This window comes from Sorangium sp. So ce296 (assembly GCF_051529605.1).
Taxonomy (GTDB): domain Bacteria; phylum Myxococcota_A; class Polyangia; order Polyangiales; family Polyangiaceae; genus Sorangium; species Sorangium cellulosum_D.
This window is the reverse complement of record NZ_CP150325.1, coordinates 11,429,537-11,445,495: the sequence shown is the minus strand read 5'-3', so window position 1 is coordinate 11,445,495 and position 15,959 is coordinate 11,429,537. Positions and strand designations below refer to the sequence as shown.

General features: G+C 73.5%; 7 protein-coding genes. 3 read left to right on the top strand and 4 right to left on the bottom strand.

Translation table 11 applies throughout. From position 1 onward, the window contains the following. The first annotated feature begins 135 nt into the window (after positions 1–135). Together WME98_RS42260 and WME98_RS42255 are read left to right on the top strand one after the other, a co-directional pair. A complete protein-coding gene (locus WME98_RS42260) occupies positions 136–4,164 on the top strand; it encodes an RHS repeat-associated core domain-containing protein (protein WP_437947308.1) in 4,029 nt (1,342 codons plus the stop codon). A 44-nt stretch (positions 4,165–4,208) separates the two neighbouring features. Beyond that, entirely contained in the window at positions 4,209–5,534 is a 1,326-nt protein-coding gene (locus WME98_RS42255) for a hypothetical protein (RefSeq protein ID WP_437947307.1), read from the top strand. Positions 5,535–5,601: 67 nt separating this feature from the next. Here WME98_RS42255 and WME98_RS42250 read toward each other — a convergent pair whose 3' ends face one another. The 3 genes from WME98_RS42250 to WME98_RS42240 all read right to left on the bottom strand — a co-directional run bounded on the left by WME98_RS42250 (position 5,602) and on the right by WME98_RS42240 (position 9,851). Further along, the gene (locus tag WME98_RS42250) at positions 5,602–7,179 is read right to left on the bottom strand and encodes a hypothetical protein (RefSeq protein ID WP_437947306.1); all 1,578 of its coding nucleotides are present in this window, start codon (positions 7,177–7,179) and stop codon (positions 5,602–5,604) included. Between the two features lie 228 nt (positions 7,180–7,407). Further along, positions 7,408–8,316, bottom strand: a complete 909-nt coding sequence (locus WME98_RS42245) for a hypothetical protein (protein WP_437338184.1) — start codon at positions 8,314–8,316, stop codon at positions 7,408–7,410. Next, positions 8,313–9,851 (bottom strand): hypothetical protein, encoded by a 1,539-nt coding sequence (locus WME98_RS42240; RefSeq protein ID WP_437947304.1) that lies wholly within the window; start codon positions 9,849–9,851, stop codon positions 8,313–8,315. The genes WME98_RS42245 and WME98_RS42240 overlap by 4 nt, the downstream gene beginning before the upstream one ends. A 260-nt stretch (positions 9,852–10,111) precedes the next feature. Here WME98_RS42240 and WME98_RS42235 point away from each other — a divergent pair, with 260 nt between their 5' ends. After that, the gene (locus tag WME98_RS42235; RefSeq protein WP_437947303.1) at positions 10,112–14,002 is read left to right on the top strand and encodes a serine/threonine-protein kinase; all 3,891 of its coding nucleotides are present in this window, start codon (positions 10,112–10,114) and stop codon (positions 14,000–14,002) included. Positions 14,003–14,215: 213 nt separating this feature from the next. Here the strand turns inward: WME98_RS42235 and WME98_RS42230 are convergent, their stop codons facing one another. After that, complete coding sequence (locus tag WME98_RS42230; RefSeq protein WP_437947302.1) at positions 14,216–15,868, bottom strand: protein kinase domain-containing protein; 1,653 nt, start codon at positions 15,866–15,868, stop codon at positions 14,216–14,218. Between the last annotated feature and the right edge of the window lie 91 nt (positions 15,869–15,959).

Here is a 15,959-nt window from a genome sequence, read left to right as displayed (position 1 = left end):
ACGGTAGCGCGCGTCGGCGGGAGTACCAAGCGACGAGAGCGGGGCGAGGCTCTGGTGGGGGCGAGAAGCTTCGCGCGGCGTGGAGGAGCTGCGGGCTGCTTGCCGCAGGTGCGCCCCGCCGGCGAGCATGCGCGCATGGCACGAACGGCGCCCTTTCCGAACGCTGCGGTGATCCCTGGAATGAACCCCGGCGTCTTCATCCTGGGCGGCGGCGGGGCCGGCGGGGGCGGGAGCGGCCGCGGGGGCAACGGCCGCGGCGATGGCCAGGGCGGTGGCGGGAAAAACGGCGGCAACGGCGCACGCGGCGGCGGCAAGGACGCGGGCAGCTGCGGGCCGGGCAGCGGGGGCGGCTGTCCCAACCCCACGCACGGCGGCGGCGGCACCCACGCGGGCGATCCGGTCGATCCGATCACCGGGCGCGTCTACACGGTCGCGGTCGTCGATCTCGCGCTGCCCGGCACGATCCCGCTCGTGCTCAAGCGCAGCTACAGCTCCGCGCGCATCGACGAGGACGGCGACCTCGGCTTCGGCTGGACGCACTCGCTCTCGTGGCAAGTCGAGGAGGGCCGCCGCGGGCTCCGGGTGCTGGAGCCGCACGCGGCGGCGACGGAGCTGCCGAGGAGGCTCGAGCCGGGCGCGTCGGCGCGGCTGCCGTGCGGGGTGCTGACGCGTTACGCGTGGGGCTACGCGCTCGCGGCGGACGGGCTGGCGTACCTGTTCGCGGAGCCGCAGGGCAGCCGATGGCTGCTGAGCCGGATCGTCGACCTGCACGACAACCTGATCGAGCTCACGTACGAGAACGGCCGCCTTGTGCAGGTGATCGACAGCGTGGGCCGGATCGTGCGCGTGCGTCGGCACAAGGACGGGCACATCGCCGCCTTCGATGTCAAGAACGCCTCGGCACACGGGCGCTGGGAGGCGCGGCGGCGGTACGCGTTCGACGCGCGCGGCGACCTCGTCGCGGCCGAGGACGCCGCGCGGCACGCGCAGCGCTTCACCTACGACGAGGATCACCGCCTGGTGCGGCGCGAGGAGCCGGGAGGGCTCGTGGCGGAGTTTCGCTACAAGGATGGGCGCTGCGTCGAGAGCTGGTGCCACCGTCACGGCAACGACGCGCTCGACGACGGCGCGCCGGAGACCCTGTTCGATGGATCGCGGGCCAGGGTTTTTTTGCACGTCAAGATCGATCACCACGACGGCGCGCTCACCGAGGTGATCACCTCGCGCTCGATCCGGCGGATCGACGGCAACGCGTTCGGCAAGCTGGACAGGATGGTCTGGGGCGGCGGCAGCGGCGTGCACACCTTCCGCTACGACGACGCGGGCGCGCTGCTCGAGTACCAGGACGCGACGCAGCGGGTCTTCCGCTGGGAGCGCGACGCGGAGGGGCGGCTCGTGGCCGAGGTCGACCCGATGGGAAACAGGACTCACTACGAGCACGACGCGCGCGGGTTCGTCTCGGCCATAACCGACGCGCTCGGCGGCGCTGCGCGCTACGAGCGCGACGCGCGCGGCGACGTCGTTGCCGTCTACGATGACGCGGGCTTCGTGGTGGGCTTCGCGTATGACAGCCGCGGCTTGCTCGTCGGCGCCACCCTGCCGAACGGCGGCGAGACGCGCATGGCGGTCGACGCGCTCGCGAACCGCGTACGCGTCGTCGAGCCCGACGGCTCCGAGCGGCGCATCCGGTACGATTTCCTGGGGCGCGTCACGGGCTTCACCGACGAGCGCGGCCACGAGACCCGCTTCGCCTACGATGCGTGCGGTCGCCTGTGCGCCGTCTTCGGGCCGGGAAGCGCGGTGACGCGCTACGGCTTCGATGCCGACGGCAACCTGGCGCAGATCACGGACGCCGACGGACGCACGACCACGCTGCGCTGGGGCGGCTTCCACGTCGTCACCGAGCTCGTGCGGCCCGACGGCAGCAAGGTGCGCTACCGCTACGACCGCGAGCAGGACCTGGTGCGCATCGTCAACGAGGCCGGCGAGGAGCACCGGATCCAGCGCGACGGCGAGGGGCGCATCACCGGCGAGCGGACCTTCGACGGCCGTGAGATCCGCTACAGGCTCGACGCGCAGGGGCGAATCGAGCGGGTGGATCGCGGGAGCGACAAGGTCGACTTCGAGTACGACCCGCTCGGCAGGCTCGTCAAGCGCACCACCTCCGACGGGCGCGAGGACGTGTTCGACTACGATCCGCTCGGCAGGATCGAGCGCGCCGCGAGCGGCGATGTCGAGTGCCTGTACACGTACGACCGGCGCGGGCGGGTGCTCACGGAGGTGACGCGGCGGGGCGCCGAGGTGCTCGCGGCGTTCGCGTGGACCTACGACGCCATGGGCAGGGTCACCGGCGTGCGCGGGTCGGGCAGCGAGATGAGCGTGCAGCGCGACGTCATGGGACGGCCCGTCGCGGCACAGATCGGTGGAGAGAGCGCGCCGCTGCGTTTCGCGTACGATGCCGGCGGTCACGAGGTCGCGCGGGTGTTGCCCGGCGGCGGCACGATCGCGACCGACATCGACGCCGAGGGCCTGGTGCAGCGGCAGCGCGTGCTCGGTCGACCCAGTGCGCCCCGCGTCGAGCTCGGCGAGCCGCCGTGGGTCGGGCCGCTCATGACGCCCGAGACGTGGCGCAGGACGTACGCGTGGTCGCCCGCGGGGATGCTCCGCGCGGACGAGGATCTCGGCGGCACGGCGCGAGCCATGCTCCGCGACGCGAACGGCCGCGTCATCGAGCGGCGCCGTGCCGGTCAGCCGACCGAGCGGTTCCGGTACTCCGCGACGGGCGCGGCGGATCGGGACGGCGAGCGGCGGACGTACGCGCCGGGCGGGCGGTTGACGGAACGCGCGACGGCACGACAGGCCGTGCGCTACGAGCACAGCGAGCGCGGCGACGTGGTGCGGAAGCGCGTGAACGAGCTGAGGGTTGAGGGCGGAGGCGAGCAGGCGCCCGAGCGCGTGTGGACCTACGCATGGAGCGCCGATGGACGGCTCATGGAGGCCCGGACGGCGGACGCGAACGTGATCTCGTTCGCCTATGACGCCTTCGGCCGCAGGATCGAGAAGCGCGTCGCGCAGCCCGGGAAGGTCGCGAGCGTGACCCGGTACGCCTGGCGCGGCGACGTGCTGGTCCACGAGCGCACCGAGCGCGCGCGGGAGGATGGCGAGTCGACCGCCGTGGAAGAGCGGAGCTACGTCACGCTGCCGGAGAGCGCGCTGCCGCTCGCCCAGCGAGACGGCGCCGCGGGGACGCTCAGGTACTTCGTCCACGGGGTCAACGGGTTCCCCCAGGCGCTCGTGGAGGGCGACGGGCGCGTCGCGGCCGAGATCGAGGCGGGGCTGTACGGCGACGTGCCCGGCGGGCAGGCCGGGATCACGCCGCTCAGGTTCCCGGGGCAGTACGCCGACGCGGAGACCGGGCTCCACTACAACTGGCACAGGTACTACGACCCGGAGGCGGGGGTGTACCTGAGCCCGGAACCGATCGGGATCGAGGGAGGCCTGAGGTCGTACGCGTACGTCGACAATTACCCGGTGGAGTGGGTGGACGCCGATGGCCTCGCGCGTATGGAATGCACCATCACGCGCACGGACGGCTCAACGCTAACAGGCGTGAGCCGTGGGCGTCCCCGGAGCGATCTCCACCCAGCCGTTCAGGCGGCGCTCCCACCATCGAACGCTCGCGGCCAAGACGCCAACGTGCAGCCGCAAAACTGCGCTGAACCCCAGGCGCTGAGCGACCATCTGGAGGACTGGCAGAACCGGACTGGCCTGTCGTGCCGCCCCGGAGATCCGGGTTGGAGGAGAAACCTGCGAGCGGCCATGGGTGAGATCGATCCGAACGGTGGCATCGCTTCATCCATGGGAGGAACGCCGAGGGCGTCCTGCCCCAACTGTTCGCAGACGATTCCGCGACTATACGCGCTCGCCGGGATGGCTCCGCCGAACAGAGTGATCGCGCCGGGGCATCAGGACCAGGAGCGCAGCGGACCTCAGACGAGGACCACAAGACCTGCCGGTGGTTTCCTGTCTAACCCGGCGAACCGCGCAGCTTCCAGCTTCAGCGACTCCCAAAACCGCGGCGGGATCCCGGGTAACGTTCCAGGACGCGGTGGCCTCGGCACGTGGACTTATGATGAGGAACGCGGATTCTGGCATCGCCATTGAGGTGCCCCGCGGCGCCCGCACCAACATATCGAGGGACAGAAGCCATGGCGGATTCCAGGATCCTCGGAGGGCCTCGCGAACGACTGAACGGCGGAGCATTCGAGCTCGGGTTATTCCAGCCCGCTACTGCACGGCACGCCGAGCTTCGCATTCTTGGCAACGAGTTCGAGCAGACCACAGGGGACACAGGCTCGCAGGAGACGACGCGCCGGACGTACGCGAGCGCGATCGTTGCCGTAACGGCCTTCGAGCATCGCCTGGCAGAGCTCATGGCTGCGGGGTTCCGTTACGCTTCGCCGCCCCCTTCACCCCACGAAGACATCGAGGCGCTGATCGATGACGAGCCCGACGAGCCCGCAGGCTACCTGCTCCTGGCGGAGTCGCTCCGGGCCTCCGCGGACGCCCGCGGGGAGCTCATCGAAATAGCCGCGGCGCGCCTCGAAGCGGACTCGCCGGAGCTGAGCGAGCGCGAGGAGAAGCTGCTCCTTGCACACGGCGACCGTCTCTTCGGCGCGCTCGATGATGTGCAGCGTGCTCTACCGGGCACGTTCACGTACGAGCGTTTCCTCGGCTTTGTTCGCGAAGCCTGCGTGGCGGACGCCGACGCGGTCGCGCTGGCCGATGTCTTCGAACCGCCGCTGCTTCAGGTCGATCCGCGCGAACTCGGCTTCGATCCCCGCGTGGAGCGGCCAGCCCCGCACACCTATGCGGTCCACGCGCTCCGCCGCTTGCTGCACCACCCGGCCGGGCGCTTCCTCCGGCGCTTACGGATGGAGATCCGCGAGGAGGTTGAGCCCATCCTGCCCCTCCTCGTGGAACACGGTCGCGTCGACCGCGTCTCTCACCTGACGGTGACCTCACGACGAGGACGCGCGCTGGGCGCGTGCTTTCCGGATCTGCTCGCCCTGGCCTGCTACACCCGGACGCTCGATCGCTGGCTCGCAGCGCCGCTGCCCAGGCTTCTACGTCTCACGTTGCGCTGGGAGCCGGCGGCGCTCTCGTCTGTGCTCGCCGCGCTCGATTCGACCCGCCTTCCGTCGCTCCAGCACCTCGCCTTGTGGGACACGCCGCTCGACGCGAAGTCGACGGGGTTGGTGCTCGATCATCCCGTCATTGCACAGATCACCAGCCTCGACCTATGGTCGCAGATCGCGCCTCAGCGCGGCATGTACGAGGCGTTGCTCGCCAGGCGCGGAGAGCTCCACCATCTGAAGCGCCTCGTCCTCGCGATCCATGGCGCTCCCGCCGAGCTCGTCGCACGGTTCGCTGACTGGCCGGCCGTGGTCTGGGCGGACCGGAGCCGCGCTGGCCTCAAGGAGGCGGATCGAGAGGCCATCGCTGGCTTCCCTCTCGGGGGACTCATTTTCTAGACTGATCGGCAGCTCGCGACGGGGACGCGGCGCATACCATGGCTCGCGAGCTCGTCGATCGCGCTGCTCAGTAGAACCGATACCCGATGCCCACCGGCGCGGCGATCACGAACCCGTCGAGCCCCTTCATGAAGGTCGGCCAGGCGCTCAGGAGGAGCGCGCCCGACGTCCAGCTCGAGCTCGGCAGATCCGCCAGCACGAGCGACACCTCGACGCTGCCGCCGAACGCGAGCGTCTCGACGAGCGCGGTCTCGGGGAGGCTGCCCTCGCGCGCGTTCACGTCGACCTCGGTCCGGCCGTAGTTGCGGTCGACCAGCTCGGAGGGGATCTCCCCCTTCACGCCGGTGACCTTCGCGTCCTGCCCCACCGCGCCGACGAGCCCCGTCAGGCCGAGCCACAGGCGCCCGAAGCGCAGCGACGCAGACGGGCCGCCGACGACCAGGTAGCCGCCGCCGAACCGGTAGCCGCCGAGCGCCCGGACGCCGAGGTGCAGCCGCTCGGAGAGCGCGACCCCGACGAAGGCCTGGCCGCCGGCGAACGGCCCGATCGCCGGCTCGAAGCTGGCGTGGCAGACCTCGTCGTTGCAGGGCGCGATGAGCTCGCCCTCGGGCAGGATGTTGTAGCTGTACGAATACGTGCTCAGGTCGCCGAAGCTACCGGAGTCGATCAGCCCGATCAGCGCGCCGCCCGCCGCGCCGACCTCGAGCACGAAGCTGCCGGCGTGTTTCGGCGAGGCGCCCCGGCTCGCCTCCGGCTCCTCGACCGCGGCAGGCTCCTCGGCCTGCGCGTCCTCCTCCGGCCCCGCAGCGGTCTGTTCCGGCGCCGCCGCCCCCTTCCCGGCCCCAGCCGCGCCCTTCCCGGCCCCAGCCGCCCCTTTCCCGGCCCCAGCCGCGCCCTTCCCGGCCCCAGCCGCCCCCTTCGCCTCCCCGGCCGCGCCCTTGTCCGGCGCCGCGGTGGCCGCCGCCGTCTCCTTCGCGGGCGCCTCCTCCGCCGGCGCGGGCTCCGGCGCCGCCGAGCCGTCCTTCGCCAGCGCCGGAACCGCCACGGCCTTCCGCTCGCCCCGCTTGATCGAGACCGACGCCTCCCACTTCTTCCGGCCCGGCGCGCTCGCGCTCACCTTGTGCTCGCCGGGATCGATCGGCCGGGCCTGGCCCCAGCTCGCGCTGTCGACCGGCGCCCCGTCGAGCGTCACCTCGAGCCCCTCGACGGCGGCGGCCCGCGGCACGCTCACCGTGAGCCGCGGGAGCCGCGGCTCGAGCCTCGCTCCCCGCGCCTTCGCGTCGGCCTCGAGGCGCTTGTTGCCCTCCTTGCGGGCCGCGGCGCTGAGATCGATGTACTCGGACCAGGCGGTCGCGAGCTTCCCCTGCTTCTCGTGGCAGGTGGCCAGCGCGAGGAGCGTGGCCGACCTCGGGCTCAGCCGGTAGCTCTCCTCGATCTTGGGGCAGGCCTCCGCGAGCTTGCCCTTCTTCATGAGCGCCTTGCCCTCGTCGAGCAGCGCAGACGCCTGGGCGAACGCGACGCCCGGGCTCACCGCCAGCGAGAGCGCGAGCGCCGCGCCGGCGATGCGCGCCCACGGGCTCCGCGCGCGCCGGGCCGCCGCCCGAAGCAGGCCGACGCGGAGAGGGCGCCGGGGAAAAGAAAGCATGTCGTCGGAGTTCTCAGCGTCTTGCCGGTCCAAACGGTTCGTCGCTCCAGCGCGAGGCGCGTGAAAGGGGGCCGGAGCGTATCACGCCCCGTTTGAACCGATCAAAACCGCGCGGCACGCCGCACGTCGCCCGTCGCTCACCGCGCGGCGCACGCCGCACGCCGCACGCCGCACGCCGCACGCCGCACGTCGCCCGTCGCTCACCGCGCGCCGCAGGCCGCACGCGGGTCACGCGGCCCCGGAGCGCTCGTCGAGCAGCTTGATCCCGGCGGCGACCTCGCTGGCGAACGACTCGGCGATCGCGCGCGCCCGACCGAACCGGGGCGGGACCTCCCTGGCGGCGCGGGCGAGCGTCGCGACGGCGAGGTCGTGCGGCTGGCGCAGGAGCACGCGGTACGCGAGGCTCCGGCCAGGCGGGGTCGCGACGACCGCGAGCGTCGAGGCGGACCACGCGAACGGCGGGCTCTTCCGGGTGGCGGTCGCGAGATCCGTGAGCGGCGTGCGCGTCATCCAGAGGGCGAGCGCGTCCGTGAAATCCGGCGGGGCGAGCCCGGGGATGCCGTGACCCATGTCGGCGAGGCCGACGCGCCGGGTCTCGACCTCGACGTTGCGCAGCTGCCGCCACCGGAGCAGCCGCGGGGGCGGCGGCTGGCCGCGGAAGCTCGCGCGGCCCGTCCACCAGGCGACCACCGCGTCCGTGCGAACGCTGTCGAGCACGCGCGCGAACGTGGCGTGGCGCGACAGCGCGGTCGCGACGTCCGCCGGCGCGGGCACGAGCTCGCAGAGGTCGCGCACGCTCGCGAGCAGGCGCGGATAGCGGCTGCGCGTCAGGACGCCGGCGAGCTCGTGGTTCGTGAGCTGGAGCAGGTCGTTCAGCGCGGCGAGGAGCGCCCAGTCGGCGGCGGTGAGCTCCGGGAGCGTGTCCACCGGCGCGACGAGCCGGGCGACGCGGACGCGGACCACATCGATGCGCGAGCCGAGGTCGCGATCGAGCGCCCCCGCGCCGTCGCCGAGGAGGAGCGCGAGCCGGACGCCGAACGGGCGCACCGGGTGGAGGGGGCCGCCGAGGACGAGCGGGGCGAGCACGTTCGCCTGGAGCTCGGAGAGGCGCTCGGCGATCGCGTCGGGCTCGGTCATTGGGGGGCCCGGCCGGCGCCCGGCGGGAGCGCCCTCGGCTCGCCGCTCGCGTCGGGCGGGGCGAGGTCGCGCAGGGGCCGGATGCCGACGCCGCCGAGCACGACCTCGGGCAGCTCGGTCGCCAGCGCGGCCGTGAGGCCCGCCGACTGCGCGGCCAGCGGCGACCACTGCTGCGCCTCGAGGAGCGCCGTCTCCAGCGGGACGAACGCGTCCTCGGGCACGCCGATCGCCCGCCCGTCGCGCCCGATGAACAGCGCTTGCCCGGCCGGGGCGCCCATCGCGCGGAACAGCACGCCGGGCGCGACCGCGGGGACCGCGTCGTAGCCGGCGGGGATGTAGAGGCCCGGGTGGACCTCCCGGAAGAACTCGCCGACCGGGATCCCCTCGATGCCGGTCGGGTGGCGGAGGAACGCGCCCGCGGCCGTGAAGGCGATGCAGGCCCGGCGCAGCGTCTCGGGGCCGAGCGCGTAGGCGACGTGCCGGAGGAGCTGCATCTCCTCGGGCCGGATCCACGACGCCGTCACCGTCCGCCACGGCTCGGAGCTCGGGACCAGGCGGAGCGACAGCACGACCGACGGCGGGCGCCGGGCGTCGCCCTCCGGCGTCACCCGCGCCACCGCGGGCTCGCGGCTGAGCTCGACCCGGGCGAACGCCGAGACGTCCCCCATCGCCGGCAGCTTCGCGATCTCCAGCGCCTCGCGGCCCCTGCCCCGGAAGAGCACGAGGCCCGCCTCGCTGAACACCGGGCAGGCGCGGAGGTTGACCGGGTGCCGGAACCCGATCTCCACCGCGGCGCCGGGGGCGACCGGGACGAAGTACCCGAGGCCCGGCGTGCTCGTGAGCAGCGGGACCATCCGGTCGGGGATGGCCGGCACGCGGAAGAGATAGCGGAGGACCGGGGCGTCGTCGAAGCTCGACTCCGGCGGCCACTCGCACAGGCCGACCTCGGCATCGACGCTGCTCCGGGACAGGTAGCGGATGAGCGCCGGGCCGAGCCCCGACTCCGCGACGAGCCAGCGGGGCCCGGGCTCGCGCCCGGCGGCCGGATCGAGGTGCGGCTCGAGCCGGAGCAGCAGCGCGCGCACGTCGAGGCGCCTCTCGACCTCGTACGTCTGCGAGAAGGCGTTGTGGTAGAGCGAGAGCGCCGCGTCGCTGGGCAGGATCTGCGGGACGTCGTACCCGAACGGCGCGGCGGCGTCGCGGTACTGGACGAAGTGCCGGCTCGTCCCGGTGAAGCAGTAGCCGCCGGCCAGCCGGGCGATCTCGGCGACGCGGTCGAGCCGGTCGCTGCTCTCCGCCGCGAACAGGAGGGTGACCTCCCGGGCGCCCAGCTTCGATCGCACGACCTCGACGACGAGCGAGCGGAGGATGTCGCCGAGCGAGCCCTGCCGCGTGTAGAGCGCCAGGAAGGCGACGAGCCGATCGATCGACGGCAGGAGGACGAGCCCCTTGGCCCCGAGCGCGACGCCCTTGGCATCGAGCCCGAGGCCGGGCGTGCGCAGCCGGGTCTGGTGAACGGCGACGCGATCGAGCATCGAGGGACTCCCGACGTTAGCGCAGAGCCGCTGACCGTAAGAGGAGCTTTCAGATCCGTCAAGAGAGGCCCCCGCGCGCTCGATTCTTCCTTCGGGGCGCGACCGCGACACTGGAACTACCCTGGACGACAGCGTAGTCTCCTTGGCGAATGCGCTCCGTCGGAACACCGCAGCCCCGCCCGGCTTGGCGCCATGAGATCGCCTCTCCGCCGCGCCGGAGCGCGCTCGGCGCCCATCCCACGGATCACGTCGGCTAGCGCATGAGCTCCGCGCGCATCGAGCCCGCAAGGCCGCTCATCGCCGGCCGATTCCACATCGAGCGCGAGGTCGGCCGCGGCGGGATCGGCACCGTGCACCGCGCGTACGACGTGCAGACCGAGCGGTACGTCGCGCTGAAGATCATCACCGCGCTCGGCGTCGACGCCGAGGGCCAGGCCCGCCTCTCCCGCGAGGGGCAAATCCTCTCGGAGCTCGATCACCCCGGGATCGTGCGGGTCGTGGCGTTCGGGACGCTCGATTCGACCACGACGGACGCGGAGGGGCGGCGCATCGAGGAGGGGACGACGTTCATCGCGATGGAGTGGCTCGACGGGGAAGACCTGGCGTCGCGCCAGCGGCGCTCCCCGCTGTCGCTGCGCGAGGGGCTGGAGGTCGGGCGCCAGGTGGCGAGCGCGCTCGCGGCCGCGCACGACGCGGGCGTCGTCCACCGCGACATCAAGCCGTCGAACATCCTCCTCCTGCGCGGGCCGCCGGACGCCGGCGTCCGGGTCAAGCTCGTCGACTTCGGGGTGGCGGCGTCGAAGGAGGTCGTGCTCACGACCGACGCGGGCAGCCCCGTCGGCACGCCGGCGTACATCTCGCCGGAGCAGGCGCGCGGCGACGCGACGGTGGACGCGCGCAGCGACCTCTACTCGCTCGGCGCGACGCTGTTCGAGCTGGTCGCCGGCCGGCCGCCGCACATGGGGCCGACCTCGATCGCGACCCTCGTGCGCCTCGCGACCACGCCCGCGCCGCGGCTGTCCGAGTTCCTGCTCGACGTGGTCCCGGCGCTCGACGAGCTGATCCACGCACTCCTGCTCGCCGACCGGGGCCTGCGGCCGAGCTCGGCGCGCGAGGTCGCGGACAGGCTCGCGGCGCTCGTCGCCGAGCCGCACCTGCCCACCCCTTCCCCGCTGCGCGTGAGCGACAACCCGCCGGGCGTGATGGGCACGCGGCTCGTGACCACGATCGTGGCGCTGCACGTGGCCACCGGCGAGGAGCGGCACCGCGAGCTCGAGGCGCTGCGGCGCCGCGGGGCCGACGCGCTTCCGCTCGGCGCCGACTCGATCGTCGCCCACCTCGGCGTGCGGCAGGCCCACGGCGACGAGGCGTCGCGGGCGCTCGAGCTCGGGCTCGGGCTCGGCGACCGCGGGGGCCGCGTCGGCGTCGCCTCCGGCCGCATGCGCGTCGACCGGACGCGATCGGCCGGCGAGGTCGTCGACCGCGCGGTCGCGCTCGCGCGCGAGGCGGGCCTCGGCCGCGTCCTCGCGGACGCGACCACGGTGGAGCTGTCCCGCGGGCGCTTCCTGGGCGAGCCGCTGGAGAGCGGCGCCGTGCGGGTGCTCTCGCGCGCGCCGAAGCGGCCCGACGCGCAGACGCCCTTCGTCGGGCGGGACGCCGAGCTCATCACCACGGTCGCGGCGTTCGACCGCTGCGTGGAGGACCGGACGCCGGTCGTGGTGAGCATCTCGGGCCCGCCGGGCATCGGCAAGAGCCGGCTCGCGCGCGAGTTCGTCGCCCGCATCGCCGACCGGCAGGATCCGCCGCGGCTCGTCCAGCTGCGCTGCGAGTCGTTCGGCCGGGCGCAGGCGCTCGGCGTGGCCACCGACGCGCTGCGCGTCCTCACGGGCCTGCCGAAGGGCGCGTCGCTGGAGCAGGCCGACGAGGCGGTGCGCGCGCGGCGGCTGCTCCACGGCGACGGCGGGCTCCTCGCGCGCCTCCTCGCGAACCAGCCGTTCCCCGACGGCGTCGACCTGCGCGGCGCGCGCGACGCGCTGTACCTCTCGATGACCGACATCGCGGTCGGCGCCGCCTCCATCGAGCCGTGCGCGCTGCTCGTCGAGGACGCGCAGTGGGCCGACCCGGAGAGCGTCGCGTGGCTCGATCACCTCCTCGGGCGGGCGACGGGCAGGGCGCTCTTCATCATGCTCATGGTGCGCCCGGCGTTCTGGCGCGACCAGGGCCAGCGCTTCACCGGCCGCGACCACGTCCGCGTCGAGCTGCGCCCCATCGCGCGCCGTGCCACGCGCGAGATCGCGCGGGCCGTCTTCAGCGCGGCCGCGGCCGCGCGGCCGTTCGACGACGCGACGCTCGACCGCGTGGCGCAGCAGGCGGCCGGCTCGCCCCTCTTCGCCGAGGAGCTCGCGCGCGTCATCGCCTCCGGCAAGGACGCGGCCACGGCGCCGACCATCGAGGCGGCCATCCAGGTGAGCCTCGACGCGCTCGACGAGCCCACGCGCGAGGCGGTGGTGCGCATGAGCGTCTTCGGCCTGTCCGTCTGGGACGTGGGCCTCGCCGAGGTCGGCGTGGCCGAGCCGAAGACCGCGCTGAAGAAGCTCATCGCCGCGGAGCTGCTCGTCGAGCAGCCCGCGTCGCGCTTCCCGGCCGCGCGCGAGTTCCTGTTCAAGCACGCGCTCGTCCGCGACGTCGCGTACGCCTCGGTCGGCGAGGAGCTCCGGAAGAAGCTGCACGCGGCGGCGGCGCGCTGGCTCGACCGGCTGGGCGAGGACAGCGCCACGGTGGCGCAGCACTTCGACCTCGGCGGCGAGCACGAGGAGGCCGCGATCCGCTGGGAGGCCGCCGCGCGGCGCGCCCTCGCGACGAACTCGCTCCGCGACGCGGTCACCATGGCCGATCGCGCGCTCGTGTTCTCGCCCGACAAGCCGACGGCGTTCGCGCGCGCCGTCCTCCTGGAGGAGGCGTACTCGCGGCTCGACGCGCGCTCGCCCGAGCGCGACTCGGCGATCCGGGCGATGTGGGAGAACGTCTACGACGAGGCGAGCGAGCTGCGCACGCTCACCGCGCGCGCCCGCTACGATCACGCGTGCGGCTCCGGGATGGATCTGGAGGGTCGCCTGACGGCGCTGCGCGACCGCGCCCGGACGATCGATCTCGTCGAGGAGGAGGCGCAGTGCTCGGCCACGCTGGCGCAGGTCCACGCGTTCGCCGGGCAGCTCGCGATGGCGGAGCAGGAGGCCGCGCACCTGCTCGACCTCGCGGCGCGGCGGGGCCTCGTCTGGGCGGCGGTCGACGCCTGGCAGACGCGCGCGGTCGCGCACCAGACGCGCGGCGAGCCCGCCGCGGCGCTGGAGGCGCGCCGGAACGCGGCGCGGGCGGCGCGCCGCGCCGGGCTGCAGGAGCGCGAGGCGATGCTGACGATGAACGTCGGCTTCGCGCTCACGACCATCGGCGCGCGGGGCGAGGCGCTCCAGGAGATCGAGGCGGGCATCGCCCGGGCGCAGGCGATCGGCAGCTCCGGGGCGGCGCGGCACGGGCAGATGATCCTGCTCTGCTGGGCGGCGACGTTCGGCCCCGAGCCGCGGCTCGACGCCGCGCTCGCCGAGCCGCGCGCGAGCGCGGACGAGGCGGCGGGGAGCATGTGGGTCGTGCGCGACCGGGTGACGCTCGGCATCCTGTTCTACCGGGGCTGCGAGCTCCTGCGCGTCGAGTCGTCGGGCCTCGCGCGGGCGCGCTCGCTGCTGAAGAAGGCCACGGAGGCCTACCGCGTCACGGAGAACCGCGACGTCCTCCCCGTGGCGCTCGGGTTCTGCGCCGAGGCGGAGCGCCGCTTCGGCGACGCCGAGCAGGCCCGCGAGATCGCGCGCGAGGCGGCGGCGCTCGTCGAGGCGGGCGCGCCGAGCCTGCTCAACGAGGCGCCGATCTACCTCGCGCTGCACGACGCCTGCGTGGACATGGGCGACCTCGTGGGCGCGCGGGACGCGATGGAGCGCGCGATGCCGCCGCTCCTGCGCCGGCTGAAGGGCCTGGAGGGGACGCCCTACGCGAGCTCGTTCCTGCTCAACCTGCCGCAGAACTCGGCGCTGCTCGCGGCCGCCGAGGCCTACGGCTGCGTGCCGCCGTCGCTCGAGGCGATGATGAGCAGCAGGCCGTAGGTCCGCGCGCGGCGCGCTTCCGGCGCGGCCGCGGGCCGAGAGGGGGCGCCGCGCCGCCCTCCGGGGCCACCGCGTCGCCCTCCGGGCCGCCGCGCCGCCCTCCGGGGCCGCCGCGCCGCCCTCCGGGGCCACCGCGCCGCCCGCCGGGCCGCCGCGCGCCCTCTGGGCCGCGCGCCCGCCCGGGCGGCTACGGCGAGGCCGCGGCCCTGCCCGTCACTTCCGGGGCGCGGAGCCGCCGCCCTGCTTGGTGGGCGTCGTCTGCACCGGGCGCAGGTTGATGGTCAGCACCTCGTCGCGCGTGAACACCACGAAGCGCGCCTCCGGGGTGTACCCATCGGCCGTGACCCGGATGCGGTGTCCGGTGCCATCCCGGCTGAACCGCGCGAAGAACGGGTTGCTGGGGAGCTCCACGTCGTCGAGGTAGATCTTCGCGTCCATCGGCGTGGCGATGATCCGGAGCTCGATGAGGTTGGCGACGGGCGGCGCCGGCGCGGGCTGGATCACCATGGGCGTGGTCGGGTCGACCGGAGTGGCCACCGGCTCCTGGTCCTCCTTCATCGGGAACTGCGAGACGACCGCCCACGTGCCGCCGATCAAGAGCACGGAGAGCAGCGCGACCCCCGCGCCCCAGAAGAGCGCCTTGCGCCCGGTAGGCTTGGTGTTGGCGACCATGATCGTGGGGATCGTCTGGCGGTTCGAGATGCTGTCCTCGCGCGAGCTGTCGTCGCCCAGCATCGGATCCGCGACCGGCGCGGCGGCGAACTGCTGCGCCATCTGCGACACCGGCATGCGCTGGGACCACGGCACCGCGCCGCGCTCCTCGAGCACCGGGAGGATCTCGAACTCCTCCGCGCCCTCGCCCGAGGCCGCGTGGAGCCGCCCGAGCTGGTCGCTGATGGCGGACCGCACCTCGGCCCGTCGGTTCGCGAACGTCTCGCCGATGAGGCGGCCGATCTCGGCCGACGACGGGCGCCGGCCCATCGTCGCGAGGTAGGCCTCGACGTCCTCGCGCATCTGCGCCGCCGTCGCGTAGCGCTCTTCGGGCGCCATCGCGAGGGCGCGCGAGCAGATCCGATCGAGCGCCTCGGGCGCCGCGGGCCACCGCTCGCGCAGCTGCGGGATCTCGCCGAACGTGAGCCGCTGGAGGATCTGCACGTCGGAGAGATCCCCCCAGAAGCGCTCGCCCACGACGAGCTCCCAGAAGATCAGGCCCATCGAGAAGACGTCCGCGCGGCGGTCGACCGTCGTCGCGAGGGCCTGCTCCGGCGCCATGTACCGGATCTTCCCCTTGACGACGCCCGTGCTCGTGTCCGCGTCGCGCGTCGCCCACTTCGCGATGCCGAAGTCGACGACCTTCGCCTGCCCGTCGTAGGTGACGAAGATGTTGTGCGGGCTGATGTCGCGGTGGACCACCTGGAGCGGCTGCCCGTTGAAGTCCATGAGGTCGTGCGCGTAGTGCAGCCCGGCGAGCGCGTCCGAGAGGATCGCCAGGTACACCGCGCGGTGACGCGAGGGGTCGATCTTCCTGCAGATCCGATCGAGCGAGTGCCCCTCCAGGTACTCCATCACGATGTAGTACTGGTCGTCGATCTGGCCGCACTCGTACGTCTGCACGACGTTCGGGTGGTTCAGCCGCGCGGCGAGCCTCGCTTCGTCGAGGAACATCGCGTTGACTTCGGGCTCGGTGGCGATCCCCGGCTTGAGCCGCTTGATCACGACCAGCTTCTCGAAGCCGAGCGGGCCGCGATGCGCAGCGAGGAAGACCTCGGCCATCCCACCCTGCCCCAGCTTTGCGATCAGCCTGTATCTCCCGAAGCCTCTCGCGGACTGCACGGGGAGCCGGACGATCATCGATGATGAGGTCACAGCACCCGATCGTTCGTAAGGATTGCTGACTCGTCAAGCAGACTCATGGATATGTGCCTCCCGACGGCATAGAGCGATCCGAGGCCGGGAG